General features: G+C 74.8%; 14 protein-coding genes. 6 read left to right on the top strand and 8 right to left on the bottom strand.

All coding sequences use genetic code 11. From position 1 onward, the window contains the following. Window positions 1-71: 71 nt before the first annotated feature. A complete protein-coding gene (locus tag ACGFZS_RS22480) occupies window positions 72-2,111 on the bottom strand; it encodes an alkaline phosphatase family protein (protein WP_393797003.1) in 2,040 nt (679 codons plus the stop codon). 142 nt (window positions 2,112-2,253) lie between these two features. Then, complete coding sequence (locus ACGFZS_RS22485; RefSeq protein WP_359214787.1) at window positions 2,254-2,685, bottom strand: hypothetical protein; 432 nt, start codon at window positions 2,683-2,685, stop codon at window positions 2,254-2,256. A gap of 84 nt (window positions 2,686-2,769) precedes the next feature. Here ACGFZS_RS22485 and ACGFZS_RS22490 point away from each other — a divergent pair, with 84 nt between their 5' ends. Beyond that, complete coding sequence (locus ACGFZS_RS22490) at window positions 2,770-3,543, top strand: MBL fold metallo-hydrolase (RefSeq protein WP_393796644.1); 774 nt, start codon at window positions 2,770-2,772, stop codon at window positions 3,541-3,543. Window positions 3,544-3,548: 5 nt separating this feature from the next. Then, window positions 3,549-4,193, top strand: a complete 645-nt coding sequence (locus ACGFZS_RS22495) for a DedA family protein (RefSeq protein WP_393797004.1) — start codon at window positions 3,549-3,551, stop codon at window positions 4,191-4,193. 80 nt (window positions 4,194-4,273) lie between these two features. Here the strand turns inward: ACGFZS_RS22495 and ACGFZS_RS22500 are convergent, their stop codons facing one another. From ACGFZS_RS22500 to ACGFZS_RS22510, 3 genes are all read right to left on the bottom strand, one after another. Then, entirely contained in the window at window positions 4,274-5,371 is a 1,098-nt protein-coding gene (locus tag ACGFZS_RS22500) for an MBL fold metallo-hydrolase (protein WP_393796645.1), read from the bottom strand. Next, window positions 5,368-6,681 carry an aminotransferase class I/II-fold pyridoxal phosphate-dependent enzyme gene (locus ACGFZS_RS22505; RefSeq protein WP_393796646.1) on the bottom strand — a complete coding sequence of 438 codons (1,314 nt, stop codon included), beginning with the start codon at window positions 6,679-6,681 and terminating at the stop codon, window positions 5,368-5,370. Before ACGFZS_RS22505 ends, ACGFZS_RS22500 begins: the two co-directional genes overlap by 4 nt. An 82-nt stretch (window positions 6,682-6,763) precedes the next feature. Further along, window positions 6,764-7,660: a hypothetical protein gene (locus tag ACGFZS_RS22510; protein WP_393796647.1), complete on the bottom strand. Its 897-nt coding sequence runs from the start codon at window positions 7,658-7,660 to the stop codon at window positions 6,764-6,766. Window positions 7,661-7,857: 197 nt separating this feature from the next. Here ACGFZS_RS22510 and ACGFZS_RS22515 point away from each other — a divergent pair, with 197 nt between their 5' ends. After that, on the top strand, window positions 7,858-8,238 hold the full coding sequence (locus ACGFZS_RS22515) for a DUF2795 domain-containing protein (RefSeq protein WP_393796648.1): 381 nt from the start codon (window positions 7,858-7,860) through the stop codon (window positions 8,236-8,238). Between the two features lie 40 nt (window positions 8,239-8,278). Here the strand turns inward: ACGFZS_RS22515 and ACGFZS_RS22520 are convergent, their stop codons facing one another. From ACGFZS_RS22520 to ACGFZS_RS22530, 3 genes are all read right to left on the bottom strand, one after another. After that, window positions 8,279-8,536, bottom strand: a complete 258-nt coding sequence (locus ACGFZS_RS22520) for a DUF6158 family protein (RefSeq protein ID WP_365684859.1) — start codon at window positions 8,534-8,536, stop codon at window positions 8,279-8,281. An 82-nt stretch (window positions 8,537-8,618) separates the two neighbouring features. Then, a complete protein-coding gene (locus ACGFZS_RS22525) occupies window positions 8,619-10,238 on the bottom strand; it encodes an ABC-F family ATP-binding cassette domain-containing protein (protein ID WP_393796649.1) in 1,620 nt (539 codons plus the stop codon). A 205-nt stretch (window positions 10,239-10,443) separates the two neighbouring features. After that, window positions 10,444-11,103, bottom strand: coding sequence for a histidine phosphatase family protein (locus tag ACGFZS_RS22530; RefSeq protein WP_393796650.1), 660 nt, complete (start codon window positions 11,101-11,103; stop codon window positions 10,444-10,446). A 73-nt stretch (window positions 11,104-11,176) separates the two neighbouring features. Between ACGFZS_RS22530 and ACGFZS_RS22535 the strand changes: the two genes are divergently transcribed. The 3 genes from ACGFZS_RS22535 to ACGFZS_RS22545 all read left to right on the top strand — a co-directional run bounded on the left by ACGFZS_RS22535 (window position 11,177) and on the right by ACGFZS_RS22545 (window position 13,828). Then, window positions 11,177-12,664, top strand: coding sequence for a bifunctional phosphatase PAP2/diacylglycerol kinase family protein (locus ACGFZS_RS22535; RefSeq protein WP_393796651.1), 1,488 nt, complete (start codon window positions 11,177-11,179; stop codon window positions 12,662-12,664). 129 nt (window positions 12,665-12,793) lie between these two features. After that, entirely contained in the window at window positions 12,794-13,609 is an 816-nt protein-coding gene (locus ACGFZS_RS22540) for a class I SAM-dependent methyltransferase (RefSeq protein ID WP_393796652.1), read from the top strand. Window positions 13,610-13,657: 48 nt separating this feature from the next. Continuing rightward, window positions 13,658-13,828, top strand: coding sequence for a hydrophobic protein (locus ACGFZS_RS22545; protein ID WP_393796653.1), 171 nt, complete (start codon window positions 13,658-13,660; stop codon window positions 13,826-13,828). The last annotated feature ends 19 nt before the right edge of the window (window positions 13,829-13,847 follow it).

Below are 13,847 nucleotides of genomic sequence, written 5' to 3' on the forward strand. Positions count from 1 at the left end.
CGCGGGGCTGTGTCAATATGCGGCTCCGCCGCGTGGGCGCGCCCAGCCCCCACCGGCCCGCAGCGAACGAACTACGCGGCCTTCTCGTCCTCTTCCTCGGCCACCGGAACCTGCGGCCCGTCCACCTCCCGGAGCCACCGACGCAGCACCCGATGCACGGCCTCCGCACCGACCAGCTCTTCCCCCTCCCCCGTCGGCGCCGAGAAGTCGACCGGCGACAACAGGAACGGCCGCCCCTGCGCGCCCCCCAACCCCCCGTGCGACCCGATCTGCTCCTCGAAGGCCAGCACTTCACCGGAGTCCGGGTCGTACCACGAGTTGACCATGATGTCGGCGGTGTGCGGGAAGGCGTGGGTCCGCCGGACGGCATCGGGGGCGCCCGCGCCGAACACGCCCAGCGGCCCCGGACAGGCGTCGAGCCGGTCGAGCGGTATCTCCGCCCCGTACGCGCCGAGCACCACCCCGCCGTGCTCCTCGCTGCGCACCAGCAGGAACCCGACGCCGGGATGGTTGGCGAGGGTGGTGAGCAGCGCCGGGTGGCGGGCGTCGATCTCCTCCTTGGTCATCCGGTGCGGCACGTCCGGGAAGGAGACCAGGCCGAGGTTGCCGGAGGCGAGCACGACCGGCTCGGAGCCGCGGGTCGGCCGGTGCTTCTCGCCGCCCTCCTCGACCGGCCGGCGCAGGGCCGCGCGGACGGCGGCCCGGGCCTCCGTGCCGCTGTGGGTCCGCTCGGCCCGCCGCGGTACGTGCAGCCCGCAGCCGGCCCGGACCAGGTCGCCGAGGGTGAGGCCGTAGCGGGTGTGGAAGGTCTCGCCGGGGCTCTGGCCGTGGTCGGAGAGGACGACGATCCTGTACTGCCTCGGGGCGTGCTCGGCGGCCTTCTCGATCAGGGCGAGGGCGCGGTCCAGGCGTTGCAGCACCTTCTCGGTGTCCCGGCTGCGCGGTCCCGAGTGGTGGGCCACCTCGTCGTAGGCGACGAGGTCGGCGTAGACGGCGCTGCGGCCGACGAGCAGGTCGCCCATGACCGCGGCGACGACGACGTCCCGTTCGACGACGGTCGCGAAGGCCCGGACGAAGGGGTAGAGGCCGCCGCGTCCGACGCGTGGCCGCTGCTTGCGCATCCGGGCCGTGGTGGACTCGCGGATCTCGCGGCCGACCTCGGCGAAGAAGGAGAGCGCGGTGCGTACGGCGTTGGCGGGGTCGGAGAAGTAGGCGAAGTAACCGGCGCGGGAACGGTTCTCCCGGCCCCGGCGCCGGGTGGCGATGGACAGCACGAGGGCCTGTTCGTCGGCGCCGCCGCTGAAGAGGTTGCCGCGGCTGGCGCCGTCCAGGGTGAGCAGGCCGCCGTCGGCGGTCCGCTCGACGGCCCGGCGCTGGAGTTCGGCGGCGCTGGACGGCCGGTTGCAGACCATCACCTCCCGGTGCTCCTTCTCGTACCAGCGGAAGGCGGGCACGTCGAAGTTCGAGCCGTGCAGGATGCCGAGCTGGCTGGCGCCGGTCTGGCTGGACCAGTCGGTGCGCCAGGGGGTGAGCCGGTGGCTGGGCCGGTGGGCGGGCCGGTCCTTCCCCTCCCTCCCCGCGCCCAGCCAGCCGGCCACGGTCGGCATCAGGCCCTTGGCGACGGCGGCGGTGAGGACGTCGTGGCCGACGCCGTCGAGCTGGAGGAAGACGGTGCCGGGGGCCGCCGGGCACGGCGGGTGGAACTTGCGGCGGCGGGTGGCGAGGCGGGAGAGCCGGCGCCGGTAGGCGTCGTCGTCGCGGACGGCGAGCGCACCGCCGGTGGCGGAGGCTACGGCGGACATCACGGCGGCGACGATCACGGCGGTCTCCGGCGCCGCCTCGCTCTGCCCGGAGGGGTTGACGCGCAGGGCGACGAGCAGCAGGGAGCCGTTGAGGAAGAAGACCAGCAGACCGAGGACGAGCGCGGGCACGAGCAGCAGCAGCCGTACGAGAAGGGGCCATACGACGGCGGAGAGTACACCGAAGACACCGGCGCCGAGGGCGGCCGTCACCGCGATGCGGGTGGCGCTGTCACCGTCGGGGGACTGGAGCTGGAAGTCGGGCAGGATCCCGGCGAGGACCAGCATGGTGACGGTCGACACCGCCCACACCGCGACGCTCCGCCCGAGCTGACTGACGACCCGCCGCCACCGCACGCGCCACCGACCTCACGTCCGCGACCCGCACCGGCCGCGGGTCTGCTGCCGTCAACACTGTCATACGGCGTCGTACGGCCGCGGGGCGCGAGCGGGCTCATCTCCCGTCGTAGCCGGCCGTCGGCATCGACAGCCTGCGGTGGACCCTGGCCTTCATCTGGGCGTCGTAGCAGGGCTCGGCCCGGCCCACCGTCTCCACCCGCACCCCGCGTCTCGCGCACTCGGCCGTGAACTCCTCCACCGACGACAGCGCGCTCTCCAGGACCCGTCTGCTGGGGGCGACGAAGACGTCGAGGCCGGGCCGGACCCCTGCCCACAGGGCGCTGTGGTCGTGCCGCAGGCCGCGGACCAGGAGTTCACGGGCGATGACGTACCCGTGCTCCACGGCCCAGCGCGCGCACATCGCGTGCTGGCTGCGGGAGTCGACCAGGAAGGGGTCGATCTCCAGTTCCTCCAGGGGCGTCAGACTCGCGATGGCGGTCACCCGCACCGGCCCGAGCCCGCCGGAGGCACCCCGCAGCTGTCCCATGGCGTCCCCCTCACCTCCGGGTTTCGCCGCCGACCCTACTCCTGCACGTAGGCTTCGGGGAGTCGCGCGAAGGAGGCAAAGAAGGTGCCGGTGGAGATCACCTGGTGGGGTCACGCCACCTGCACGATCGAGGATTCGGGCGTACGCGTGCTCACCGATCCTCTGTTCGCGCGCCGGCTCGCGCATCTGCGTCGGCGCCGGGGCGCCCCGCCGCCCTCCGAGGCCCGCCGCGCCGACCTCGCGCTCGTCTCCCACCTGCACGCCGACCATCTGCACGTCCCCTCGCTCGCCGGGCTCGCCCCGGGCACGCGCCTGCTCGTGCCCCGGGGCGCACCACGGGCGGTGCCCGCGCTCCGCAGGCTCCGTCAGCTGCGGATCACCGAGATGGGCGTCGGCGACGAGATACACGTCGGCCCCCTCGTCGTACGGGCCGTCCCCGCGCGGCACGACGGGCGCCGGCTGCCGGTCGGCCCGCACCGCTCCCCCGCCCTCGGGTACGTCGTGGAGGGCGCGGCCCGGACGTACTTCGCCGGGGACACCGGGCTGTTCGACGAGATGGCCGGGGCGGTGGGCCCGGTGGACGTGGCCCTGCTGCCGGTCGGCGGGTGGGGGCCGTATCTCGGGGAGGAACACCTGGACGCCGGACGGGCGGCACGGGCGCTGGCCGCCCTGGCGCCGCGCAGTGCGGTACCGGTGCACTACGGGACGTACTGGCCGATCGGCATGGACGCGGTGCGCCCGCACGAGTTCCATGCGCCGGGCGAGGAGTTCGTGCGCCTCGCGGCGGAGTACGCGCCGCAGGTGGCGGTGCACCGGCTCGGCCACGGGGAGGGTGTGCGGCTGGAGGTCGCACGGTGAGACCGCTGCTGGTGCTGGCGGCCGCCGCCGGGTCCACGGCGGCGACCTCGTCGTCGACCGAGTCGACGCAGCAGGCGATCGGGTATCCGACGCTGTTTCTGCTGGTGCTGATCGGGGCGTTGCTGCCGGTGGTGCCGACGGGGGCGCTGGTGAGTTCGGCGGCGGTGGTGGCGTTTCACCAGACGGCGCCGTTCGCGCTGGCCCTGGTGTTCGTGACGGCGTCGCTGGCCGCCTTCCTCGGGGACGCGGCGCTGTACTGGCTGGGGCGGCGCGGGATGGGGTCGAAGAACGGGTCGCGGTGGCTGGCGGCGATCCGGGCGCGGGCGCCGGAGGAGCGGCTGTCGCAGGCGCAGTCGAAACTGGCGGAGCACGGGGTCGCCGTGCTGGTGCTGTCCCGGCTGGTGCCGGCCGGGCGGATTCCGGTGATGCTGGCGTGTCTGCTGGCGGAGTGGCCGCTCAGGCGGTTCGCGCGGGGGAACGGGCCCGCGTGTCTGGCGTGGGCGGCCACGTACCAGGTGATCGGGATTCTGGGCGGGTCGCTGTTTCCGGAGCCGTGGGAGGGGGTTGTGGTGGCGGTGGGGCTGACGGTGGTGATCAGTGTGGCGCCGAGTGTGGTGCGCCGAGTTCGGGGTGGTGCGGTGCGTGGGTGACTGCGGGTGTGTCGTGGCTGGTCGCGCCCACGCGGCGGCAGCCGCATGTCGATACAGCCCCGCGCCGCTGTCGGGGCGCTCTAGTCGACCGTGTTTTCCAGCGAGGACCTCTGCATGACCCTCGACGCTCCCACCGGCAGGTCCCACAGGTCCTCCCGGTCCCGGCCCGCGCGCTGCCAGGCCGCGCGTACCCGGGTGAGGGGTTCGAGGACCGGTTCTGCCGAGAGGATGAAGGTGCCCCAGTGCATGGGGGCCATCCGCCGCGCCCCCAGATCCTCCGTCGCGCGGACCGCCTCCTCCGGGTCGAGGTGGACGTCGCTGAGCCACCAGCGGGGGTCGTAGGCGCCGATGGGCATGAGGGCGAGGTCGATGCCGGGGTAGCGGCGGCCGATGCGGGAGAACCAGTGGCCGTAGCCGGTGTCGCCGGCGAAGTAGAGGCGGCCGCCGTCGGGGGCGGTGAGGACCCAGCCGCCCCAGAGGCTGTGGCAGGTGTCGGTGAGGCTGCGCTTGGACCAGTGGTGGGCGGGGACGAAGTCGAAGCGGACTCCGGAGAGTTCGGCCGCCTCCCACCAGTCCAGCTCGGTGACGGTGGTGAAGCGGCGGCGCCGGAACCAGCGGCCGAGTCCGGCCGGGGCGAAGACGGGGGTGTCGCGCGGGAGCCGGCGCAGGGTGGGGGCGTCCAGGTGGTCGTAGTGGTTGTGGCTGATGACGACCGCGTCGATGTGCGGCAGCGTCTCCCAGGGGACGCCGACCGGGGTGACGCGGGCGGGGGTGCCGATGATGCGGCGGGACCAGACGGGGTCGGTGAGGACGGTCAGGCCGCCTGTCCGGACGACCCAACTGGCGTGTCCCGCCCAGGTGACGGCGACGGTGTCGGGGTCGACGCGCGGCAACGGGCCGGGGGCGTAGGGGAGTCGGGGGACGTCGGCGAGGCCCTCGCGGCCGGGGCGGACGGAGCCCTCACGGGCGAAGCGGGCCATGGCCTTGAGGCCGGGCAGGGGGGCGGTCAGGCGGTCGTGGAAGGTCCGTGGCCAGACCCGGAGTTCACCCAGCGGGCGGGGGTCGGCGAGCGGCGGGAACGGAGGCGCGGAGGGAGTCGGGGCGGCGGGGGTCACCGCGTCCCGGGTCGTCGTGGCGGTCGCCGTGGCGGACCCTGACTCATGCGTCTGCTGCGTCATCGAGGAGGCTCCCATCGCTGAGCGTCGTCGCGGAGGTCGTCGAGTGCCGACCCCAAGGACATCAACGCGCGTTGCACGTGTGGCAGTTCCAACGGTGCGGGGGACGTGAGGCATTCCAGGCGTTCGGTGTCGGTGTCGCCCAGCAGCGGGCCGGTGGCGAGCCGTACGCGCAACGCCTGGAGGTCGTCGCCGAAACGGTGGCCGCCGGGCGCGGGCATGCCGAGCCGGGCGGTGAGGAACTCCTCCAACTCCTGTGCGTCGCCGACCCCCTGGGCACCGAGCGCGGCGCGCAACGGCTCCAGGTCGGCGTAGAGGTGCCGGCCGGCCTGCGGGGGCCGGGCCAGACCGCCCGCGGCGACCACCGCGCCGTGCACGGCGGCGGCCACGCGCGCGTGCAGGCGTACGGCGGCCTCGCGGCGGGCGGTGACGGGCCCGGGTTCGTCGAGCGCGTGCGCGGCGGCCGCCGCGACCGGTCCGGCGAGGCGGGCGCCGAGGGCGGTGAGGACGTCGAGCACGCGCGCGTGCAGGGCCGTACCGGTGTCGCCCGCCGGGAACCGGGCGACGGCGGCGGGCCAGCCGGCCGGCAGCAGCGCGCCCGCCAGGTCGGTGACGACGGTGACCCGGTCCGGGACCATCTCGGCGGGGCTGAGCAGCACGGTGGCGTGCGCGGCGTGCAGGGTGTCGCGCCAGGTCTCGTCGCTGACCAGGTGCAGTCCCTCGCCGGTGGCGGCCTCCACGGTCTCGTGCAGCAGTTCGGGCGGGGCGACGGTGGCGGTGGGGTCGTCGGCGACGGACAGCACGAGCAGCCGGGGGTCACCGCCCTCGTCCCGGACCCGGCGCACGGTCTCCAGCAGGGCGTACGGGTCGGGTACGCCCCCGGACTCGGCCGGGGTCGCCACATGGAAGACCGGGCGGCCCAGCAGTCGGGCGTACGGCGCCCACCAGGCGGCGCAGGGCCGCGGCACCAGGACGTCGCCGCCGAGCGCGGCGGTGAGCGCGAGCAGCAGGGCGGGGGCGCCGGGTCCCGCGGTGACCCGGTCGGGCCCGACGGGCAGCCCGCGGCGCTCCCAGTAGCCGCAGGCGGCCTCCAGCAGCGCCGGTCCGCCGCCGACCGGCTCCTCCTCGCCCCGGTGCGCGGCGGCGGCCAGCGCGGCGGAGAGTTCGGGCAGCACGGGCAGGCCGTCGTCGGGCAGGGGCGGGCCGTAGCGGACCGGGCCGTGGCCCTGCGGAAGGGAGTGGTGGGCAGGGCCGTGGCGCTGTGGAAGCGGGTGCCGGGCCGGTCCGTCGCCCTCGGGGTCCGTCCGCCGCATGTCCGCCTCCGCGCAGTCCGTGGTGCCGCCGTGTGCCGCTGTCCGGTCCGGGCCGTGCTCCGTCGCCGGCTGCGGGGCCGGGTCAGCCGTCCGCGCGGAACCTACCGCCCCACAGGCGGTACGCGGCGCCGCCGCACGCGGCCGCGATCAGCAGCGCGCCGGCGGCCAGGGCGGGCACCGACTCGGTGAAGGCGCCCCCTTCCCCGGCCTCCACCCCGTGCTGCACGCCCGGCGGGGCGCAGGACGTGTCCCCGCCGCCGCGCGTTCCGTCGCACTCCTGCTCGTCCCCGCCGCACGACTTCTGCGTCTGCCCCTCCGCCGCGCAGGGCCGCTCGTCGTTCTTCCACGGCACCGTGTCGTCGTCCCCATGGCCCCCGGTGCCACCGTCCCCGTGCGAGGCCGTGCCGTCGTCGCCCCGGGAGGTAGTGCCGTCGTCCCCGTGGTGGCCGCCCGTGCCCTCGTCGCCCCGCGAGGCCCCGCCGTCGTCGTCCCCGTAGTGGGCGCCCGTCCCCTCGTCGCCCCGCGGAGGCACACCGCCGTCGCCATGCGGAGCCACACCGCCGTCGCCATGCGGAGCCACACCACCGTCCCCGCGCGGAGCCGTACCCGCGTCGCCGCGCGGAGCGGTGCCGCCGCCGTCGCCCGGTGGCAGGGCGCTGTCCAGGCCCGGCGGGAGATCGCCGCCGCCCACGACCGGCGGCAGCGCGCCGGCGTCGTCGCCCCCCGCGACCGTGAACGGCACGGTCCCGGGCTGCTGCGGCTGCTCCCCGCCCGCCGCCGGGCAGGCCCCGTCGGGGGCCGGGGCCGGGTCCCGACCGGCGGCACTCGTCGTACCGCCTTCCGTATAGACCTCGGCCCGGTCCCCGCAGGTCACGGAGATGGTGACGGTGGTCCCGGGCCGGGCGGCGGCCGGGCCGGCGGCGCCGCACGCGGCACCCGCCAGGACGGCGACGGACAGGGCGCGAACGGTGCGGCGCATGAGGTGGGCTCCTTGAGACGTACGGCTGCGGGACAGGCGGCTCGTGCCCCGCAGCCATCACAGCCCGCCCCGCACCGTGCCGCGCGCGGCCGACCCCCATTCGCGGGACACGCCCGCACTTTCGGGTGACCGATCCCCGTGTCGGCCCCCGCTCTCCGGGTACGCGTCCGGCACCCCCGAAGCACCTGGAGGGAGACATGCAGCGAGGCAGTGCCCGGCTGAGCGTCCACCGGGACGACGAGATGAAGCACGAGCTGCGGGAACTGCTCAGGTCCAGGCATCCGACCCGCACGGAGGACTGGAACGACCCCGAGCCGCCCGCCGAGGACGATCCGGAGGTGTACCGCGCCCCGATCCGGCCGTGGACCAGCGCGCAGCCGTCACCGGCGACGGTGCGGCTGGAGCTGGCCCGGTCCCTGACCCGGCACGACTTCCCGGCACAGCCCAGGGAGCTGGCCGACGTACTGCGCCGCGGCAACGCGCCCGACGCCCTGGTCCGGCGGGTGTCCCGGCTGCCGCGCGCGAAGCGTTACGACAGCCTGTTCGCGCTCGCCGAGGCGGTGCTCGGCGAGGAGTGAGCCGGGACGCCGACGAGATACCCCCGCGCCGCCGGGGGCCTCAGCTCGCGGAGGCCCCCGGTGTCGCCGTCTCGGCGCAGCAGCGCTCGCGGGCGCCCTCCCGGGTGCGGCCGGCCGCGACGAGGCGGCGCGGATGGCGGCGCAGATACTCGCCCTCCAGCTGGGCCATGCGCTCGTTGTGGGCGCGCAGCGCGTCGTTGGAGCCGTACAGCAGGGTGTCGTGGCGCGTCCGGTGGATGTTCTCCAGCTCCTTCATGAGCTGCTGGTCGTCCAGCCGGCTGGGGTCGACTCCTGTCATGGTGGTACCCCGCTCGTCGTGTCCGTCCCGGCGGTCCGGATCCCTGCATCCACTGTACGAACATCCGGGCCCGCGAGCCTCCCTACCGGACGCGCTCCACCCGGCGCTCGTCCCACACCGGCTCCGGGGTCTCGCGGACCCGGCCGTCGCTGCCGAAGACCAGGTAGCGGTCGAAGGAGCGGGCGAACCAGCGGTCGTGGGTGACGGCGAGCACCGTGCCGTCGAAGGCCTCCAGACCCTCCTGGAGCGCTTCGGCGGACTCCAGGTCGAGGTTGTCGGTGGGCTCGTCGAGGAGGAGTGCCGTGACGCCCTGCAGCTCCAGCAGCAGGATCTGGAACCTGGCCTGCTGCCCGCCCGACAGTCGATCGAAGGTCTGTTCGGCCTGCTGGGTGAGCTCGTAGCGGCGGAGCCGGGACATCGCCGCGCCGCGGTCCTGGGAGTGTTCCGCCCAGAGGATGTCCAGGAGCGTACGGCCCCGCAGCTCGGGGTGGGCGTGGGTCTGGGCGAAGTGCCCGGGCACCACCCGCGCGCCCAGCTTCCACTGGCCCGTGTGCGTCACGTCCTCGCCGGCCAGCAGCCGCAGGAAGTGCGACTTGCCGGAGCCGTTGGAACCGAGCACGGCGACCCGTTCGCCGTAGAAGACCTCCAGGTCGAAGGGTTTCATCAGGCCGGTCAGTTCGAGTCCCGCGCAGGTGACGGCCCGGACGCCGGTACGGCCGCCCTTGATGCGCATCCTGATGTCCTGCTCGCGCGGCGGCTCGGGCGGCGGGCCGGCCTCCTCGAACTTGCGCAGCCGGGTCTGCGCGGCCGCGTACCGGGAGGCCATCTCGTGCGAGACGGCGGCCGCCTGCCGGAGGTTCAGCACCAGCTTCTTCAGCTGGGCGTGCTTCTCGTCCCAGCGGCGGCGCAACTCCTCGAAGCGGGCGAAGCGTTCGCGCCGGGCCTCGTGGTAGGTGGCGAAGCCGGCACCGTGCACCCAGGCGTCGGCGCCGGTCGGTGAGGGCTCCACGGAGACGATCTTCTCGGCGGCGCGGGCGAGGAGCTCACGGTCGTGGGAGACGAACAGGACCGTCTTGCGGGTCTCCTTCAGCTGCTGTTCCAGCCAGCGCTTGCCGGGGACGTCGAGGTAGTTGTCCGGCTCGTCGAGCAGCAGCACCTCGTCGGCGCCCCGGAACAGGGCCTCCAGCACCAGCCGCTTCTGCTCACCGCCGGAGAGGGTGCGCACCTGGCGCCACTGGGCCTTCTCGTACGGCACGCCGAGCGCGGCCGTCGTGCACATGTCCCAGAGGGTCTCGTGCTCGTAGCCGCGTACCTCGGCCCAGTCGGCGAGGGCCTGCGCGTACCGCAGCTGGGCGGCCTCGTCGTCGACGGTCATGAGGGCGTGCTCGGCCTGGTCGACGGTCCCCGCGGCCTCCCGGATCCGGGGCGGCGCGACCGACACGAGCAGGTCTCGTACGGTCGTCTCGTCCCGTACGGAGCCCACGAACTGGCGCATCACGCCGAGGCCGCCGCTCACGGTGACGGTGCCGCCGTGCGGCTTCAGCTCGCCCGAGATCAGCCGGAGCAGGGTGGTCTTGCCGGCGCCGTTGGGGCCGACCAGCGCGACGGCCGCGCCCTCGCCCACCCGGAAGGACACGTCGCCCAGCAGCGCCCTCCCGTCGGGGAGGTAGTACTCGAGATGCGCGGCTTCCAGATGTCCCATGGTCAGCGATTCTGCGGGGCCCGCCCGGCATGGGGCAAACCGTTATCGACCCGCCGTCCTCGGCCGCGGCCCGGTGGGGGCTGGTCGCGCAGTTCCCCGCGCCCCTGAAGGGGCGCTACAGCAACGCGCCCCAAAGGGGCGCGGGGAACTGCGCGAGCAACCACGACGCGCCCGCGGCCGAAGACATCGCCCCGGTGACGCGGGATTACTCGGCCGGAGACTCCAGCGGCTCCCCAGTCGGCCCGCTCACCCCCGTCGGCTCCACCACCGCGCCCTCCCAGGACAGCGCCTTCCAGCCGTCCTCCGGGGTGCCGTCCAGGATCACGACGCCCGTGTTGTCGAGGGGGCGGGAGGCGGCGTAGGGGACGTCGACGTTGGCCGCGCGGGCCGCCGTCCAGAGGCGGATGACCGCGCCGTGGCTGATCATGGCGACCGTCCCGGCACCGCTCCCGGCCGCCTCGGCGACCACCTCGTCGTAGCGGGCCAGGACCTCGGCCCCGGTCTCGCCGCCGGGCATGCGCGGCCCCGTGTCGCCGCCGGCCCAGGCGAACACGGTCCGCATGTACTCCTCGCCGTGCTCGGAGTGGCCGGGCAGCATCTCCAGGTCGCCCGCGGAGACCTCGCGGATGCCGTCGCGGACGATCGGGTCGAGGCCGCGGGCGGCGGCCAGCGGGGCGGCGGTGCGGTGGGTGCGGATCAGGGTGGAGACGTAGAGGGCCTCGATGTCCTCCTCGGCGAGCGCCGCGGGCAGCGCCGCGGCCTGCCGCTCGCCGAGCGCGGTGAGCCCGGGGCCGGGTACGGCGGTGTCGAGGAGGAACTCGACATTGGTCGGGGTCTGCCCGTGACGTATGAGGAGCAGGCGCATCCGAAGGGTTCCTCTCACTCGACCGCACCGCGTTTCCGGCAGGAAACGGCCACTTCAGGGTAACCGCACCCGCATGAGCCCAGACTTCGACCTGACCGTCCCGAAGCCCGGCCGGCACGCGCTGCGCGACCGGCTGCTCGCCCTCGACAGCCGGTTGTTCGAGGTGGCCGCCGAACGGCACTGGCCGTTCGCCGAGCCGGTGCTGCCCCGGCTGAGCCGGAGCGCCAACCACGGGGTGCTGTGGTGCGCCGCGGCCGCCGCGGTGGCCGCGTCCCGTACCCCGCGCGCCCGCCGGGCCGCCGTCCGCGGCCTGGCCTCGCTCGCCCTGGCCTCCCTGACCATCAACACCGTCGGCAAGCGTTCGGTGCGCCGCCCCCGGCCGCTCCTGGACCCGGTGCCGGCGGTACGGCACCTGAAGCGGCAGCCGATCACCACGTCCTTCCCCTCCGGGCACGCCGCGTCGGCGGCCGCCTTCGCGACCGGTGTCGCCCTGGAGTCCCCGGCCTGGGGCGCGGTGGTGGCTCCGGTGGCGTTCTCCGTCGCCATGTCCCGGGTCTACACGGGTGTGCACTTCCCGAGCGACGTGCTCGCGGGCGCGGTGCTGGGCGCGGGCGCCGCGTTCGCCGTACGGGCGCTGGTGCCGACCCGGGCGCAGACCGGTCCGCCGCCCCGGCCCCGCGCGAGCGCCCCGGCGCTGCCCGGCGGGGCGGGTCTGGTGGTCGTGGCCAACCGGGCCTCGGGCAGCGCCGACCGGGTGCGGGCGCTGCGCGACGAGCTGCCGGACGCGGAGCTGGTGGAGTGCGAACCCGCTGATGTGCGCGCCGAGTTGGAGAAGGCGGCGACCCGGGCCCGGGCGCTCGGGGTGTGCGGCGGCGACGGCACGGTGAACGCGGCCGCCGGGGTCGCGCTGCGCCGCGGGCTGCCGCTGGCGGTGCTGCCCGGCGGCACCCTCAACCACTTCGCCTACGACCTGAGCGTGGAGGACGGCCGGGATCTGGGCCGTGCGGTGCGCGAGGGCGAGGCGGTCCGGGTGGACGTCGGCCGCTTCGCCTCCCGGGACCGGGAGGGTGTCTTCCTCAACACGCTCAGCCTGGGCGTCTACCCGGAGCTGGTGCGGGAGCGGGAGCGCTGGGCGCACCGCATCGGCGGCCGGCCCGCCGAGGTACTGGCCGCGCTGCGCGTGCTGCGCACGGACCGGCATCCGCTGCGGGTCGAACTCGGCGGCGAGACACGCCCGTTGTGGCTGCTGTTCGTCGGGAACTGCGTCTACCACCGGATGGGCCTGACCCCGGGCCGCCGCACCGACCTGGCGGACGGCCTGCTCGACGTCCGGGTGGTGCACGGCGGCCGGCACCCGGCGCTCCGGCTCCTCTCCGCCGCCCTCGCGGGTCCGCTGCCCCGGTCCCCCGCACTCGCCGAGGTGAAGGTGGGAAGGCTGCGTCTGACCGGCCTCGCGGCCGGGACCCCGCTCGCCTTCGACGGTGAAGTCACCGATGTGAAGGGCGAGATGACGGTGGAGAAGCTGCCGGAGGCGCTCACCGTGTACCGGCCGCTGCCCTGAGGTGACCGACCGTCAGTCCATATCGTAAAACGCTGGTCTCATTATTCGGCATGCGGGCGTAGCGTTGCGGCTACCGCGGGACGGGGTCGTCCGGCCCCGTCCGCCGGTGTGACGCGAAGGGGTTGAGCCATGTCGAAGCCACAGGAGACCGCCGTCTACACGCACGGGCACCACGAGTCGGTGCTGCGTTCGCACACCTCACGGACCGCCGCCAACTCGGCCGGCTATCTGCTGGGTTCGCTCAAGCCCCACATGCGGATCCTGGACATCGGCTGCGGCCCGGGGACGATCACCGCGGACCTGGCGGCCCTGGTCCCCGAGGGCCGGGTCACCGGTGTGGACCACGCGCCGGGCATCCTGGAGCAGGCCCGCGCCACCGCCGCCGGGCGCGGCCTGACGAACGTGGACTTCGCGGTCGCCGACGTGCACGCGCTGGACTACCCGGACGACACCTTCTGCGTGGTCCACGCCCACCAGGTGCTGCAGCACGTGGGCGACCCGGTGCAGGCGCTGCGCGAGATGCGACGGGTCACCAAGCCCGGCGGTTTCATCGCCGTACGCGACGCGGACTACGCGGCGATGACCTGGTACCCGGCGGTACCGGGTCTGGACGACTGGCTGGAGCTGTACCGGCGGGTGGCCCGGGCCAACGGCGGCGAGCCGGACGCCGGGCGGCGGCTGCGGTCCTGGGCGCTGGCGGCGGGGCTGACCGACATCACGGCCACCTCCGGGACCTGGACGTACAGCACGGATGAGGAGCGGGCGTGGTGGGGCGGGCTGTGGGCGGACCGCACGGTCGCCTCCTCCTACGCCGGGCTGGCCACGGAGGGCGGCCACGCGACCACCGGGCAGCTGGCGGAGATCTCGGCGGCCTGGCGGGAGTGGGCGGGGCGGGAGGACGGCTGGTTCGCCGTCCTGCACGGAGAGATTCTCTGCCGTAAGTGAGCCTGATCCGCGGATTTCGGGAAACCCGATCCGCAGGAGGTTCACATTATGGTTGCCATTCTTCTCGTCCTGCTTCTGGTCGTGATTCTCTTCGGTGCCGGATTCGCGGTGAACGTACTCTGGTGGCTCGCGCTCGCCGTACTGGTGCTGTGGCTCCTCGGATTCCTGGCGCGCGGTACGACCAGCGCGGGCGGCCGGGGCCGCTGGTACCGGTGGTGAGGCGACCTGCGCCGCTCCG

The organism is Streptomyces sp. NPDC048288, from assembly GCF_043201555.1.
Lineage (GTDB): Bacteria > Actinomycetota > Actinomycetes > Streptomycetales > Streptomycetaceae > Streptomyces.

Bases quoted from the DNA above. Each gene is read 5' to 3' on its own strand.
- ACGFZS_RS22525 (WP_393796649.1), bottom strand. From the start codon at position 10,238: ATGGGACATCTGGAAGCCGCGCATCTCGAGTACTACCTCCCCGACGGG.
- ACGFZS_RS22545 (WP_393796653.1), top strand. From the start codon at position 13,658: ATGGTTGCCATTCTTCTCGTCCTGCTTCTGGTCGTGATTCTCTTCGGT.
- ACGFZS_RS22530 (WP_393796650.1), bottom strand. From the start codon at position 11,103: ATGCGCCTGCTCCTCATACGTCACGGGCAGACCCCGACCAATGTCGAG.
- ACGFZS_RS22540 (WP_393796652.1), top strand. From the start codon at position 12,794: ATGTCGAAGCCACAGGAGACCGCCGTCTACACGCACGGGCACCACGAG.
- ACGFZS_RS22515 (WP_393796648.1), top strand. From the start codon at position 7,858: ATGCAGCGAGGCAGTGCCCGGCTGAGCGTCCACCGGGACGACGAGATG.
- ACGFZS_RS22520 (WP_365684859.1), bottom strand. From the start codon at position 8,536: ATGACAGGAGTCGACCCCAGCCGGCTGGACGACCAGCAGCTCATGAAG.
- ACGFZS_RS22535 (WP_393796651.1), top strand. From the start codon at position 11,177: ATGAGCCCAGACTTCGACCTGACCGTCCCGAAGCCCGGCCGGCACGCG.
- ACGFZS_RS22510 (WP_393796647.1), bottom strand. From the start codon at position 7,660: ATGCGCCGCACCGTTCGCGCCCTGTCCGTCGCCGTCCTGGCGGGTGCC.
- ACGFZS_RS22505 (WP_393796646.1), bottom strand. From the start codon at position 6,681: ATGCGGCGGACGGACCCCGAGGGCGACGGACCGGCCCGGCACCCGCTT.
- ACGFZS_RS22485 (WP_359214787.1), bottom strand. From the start codon at position 2,685: ATGGGACAGCTGCGGGGTGCCTCCGGCGGGCTCGGGCCGGTGCGGGTG.
- ACGFZS_RS22500 (WP_393796645.1), bottom strand. From the start codon at position 5,371: ATGACGCAGCAGACGCATGAGTCAGGGTCCGCCACGGCGACCGCCACG.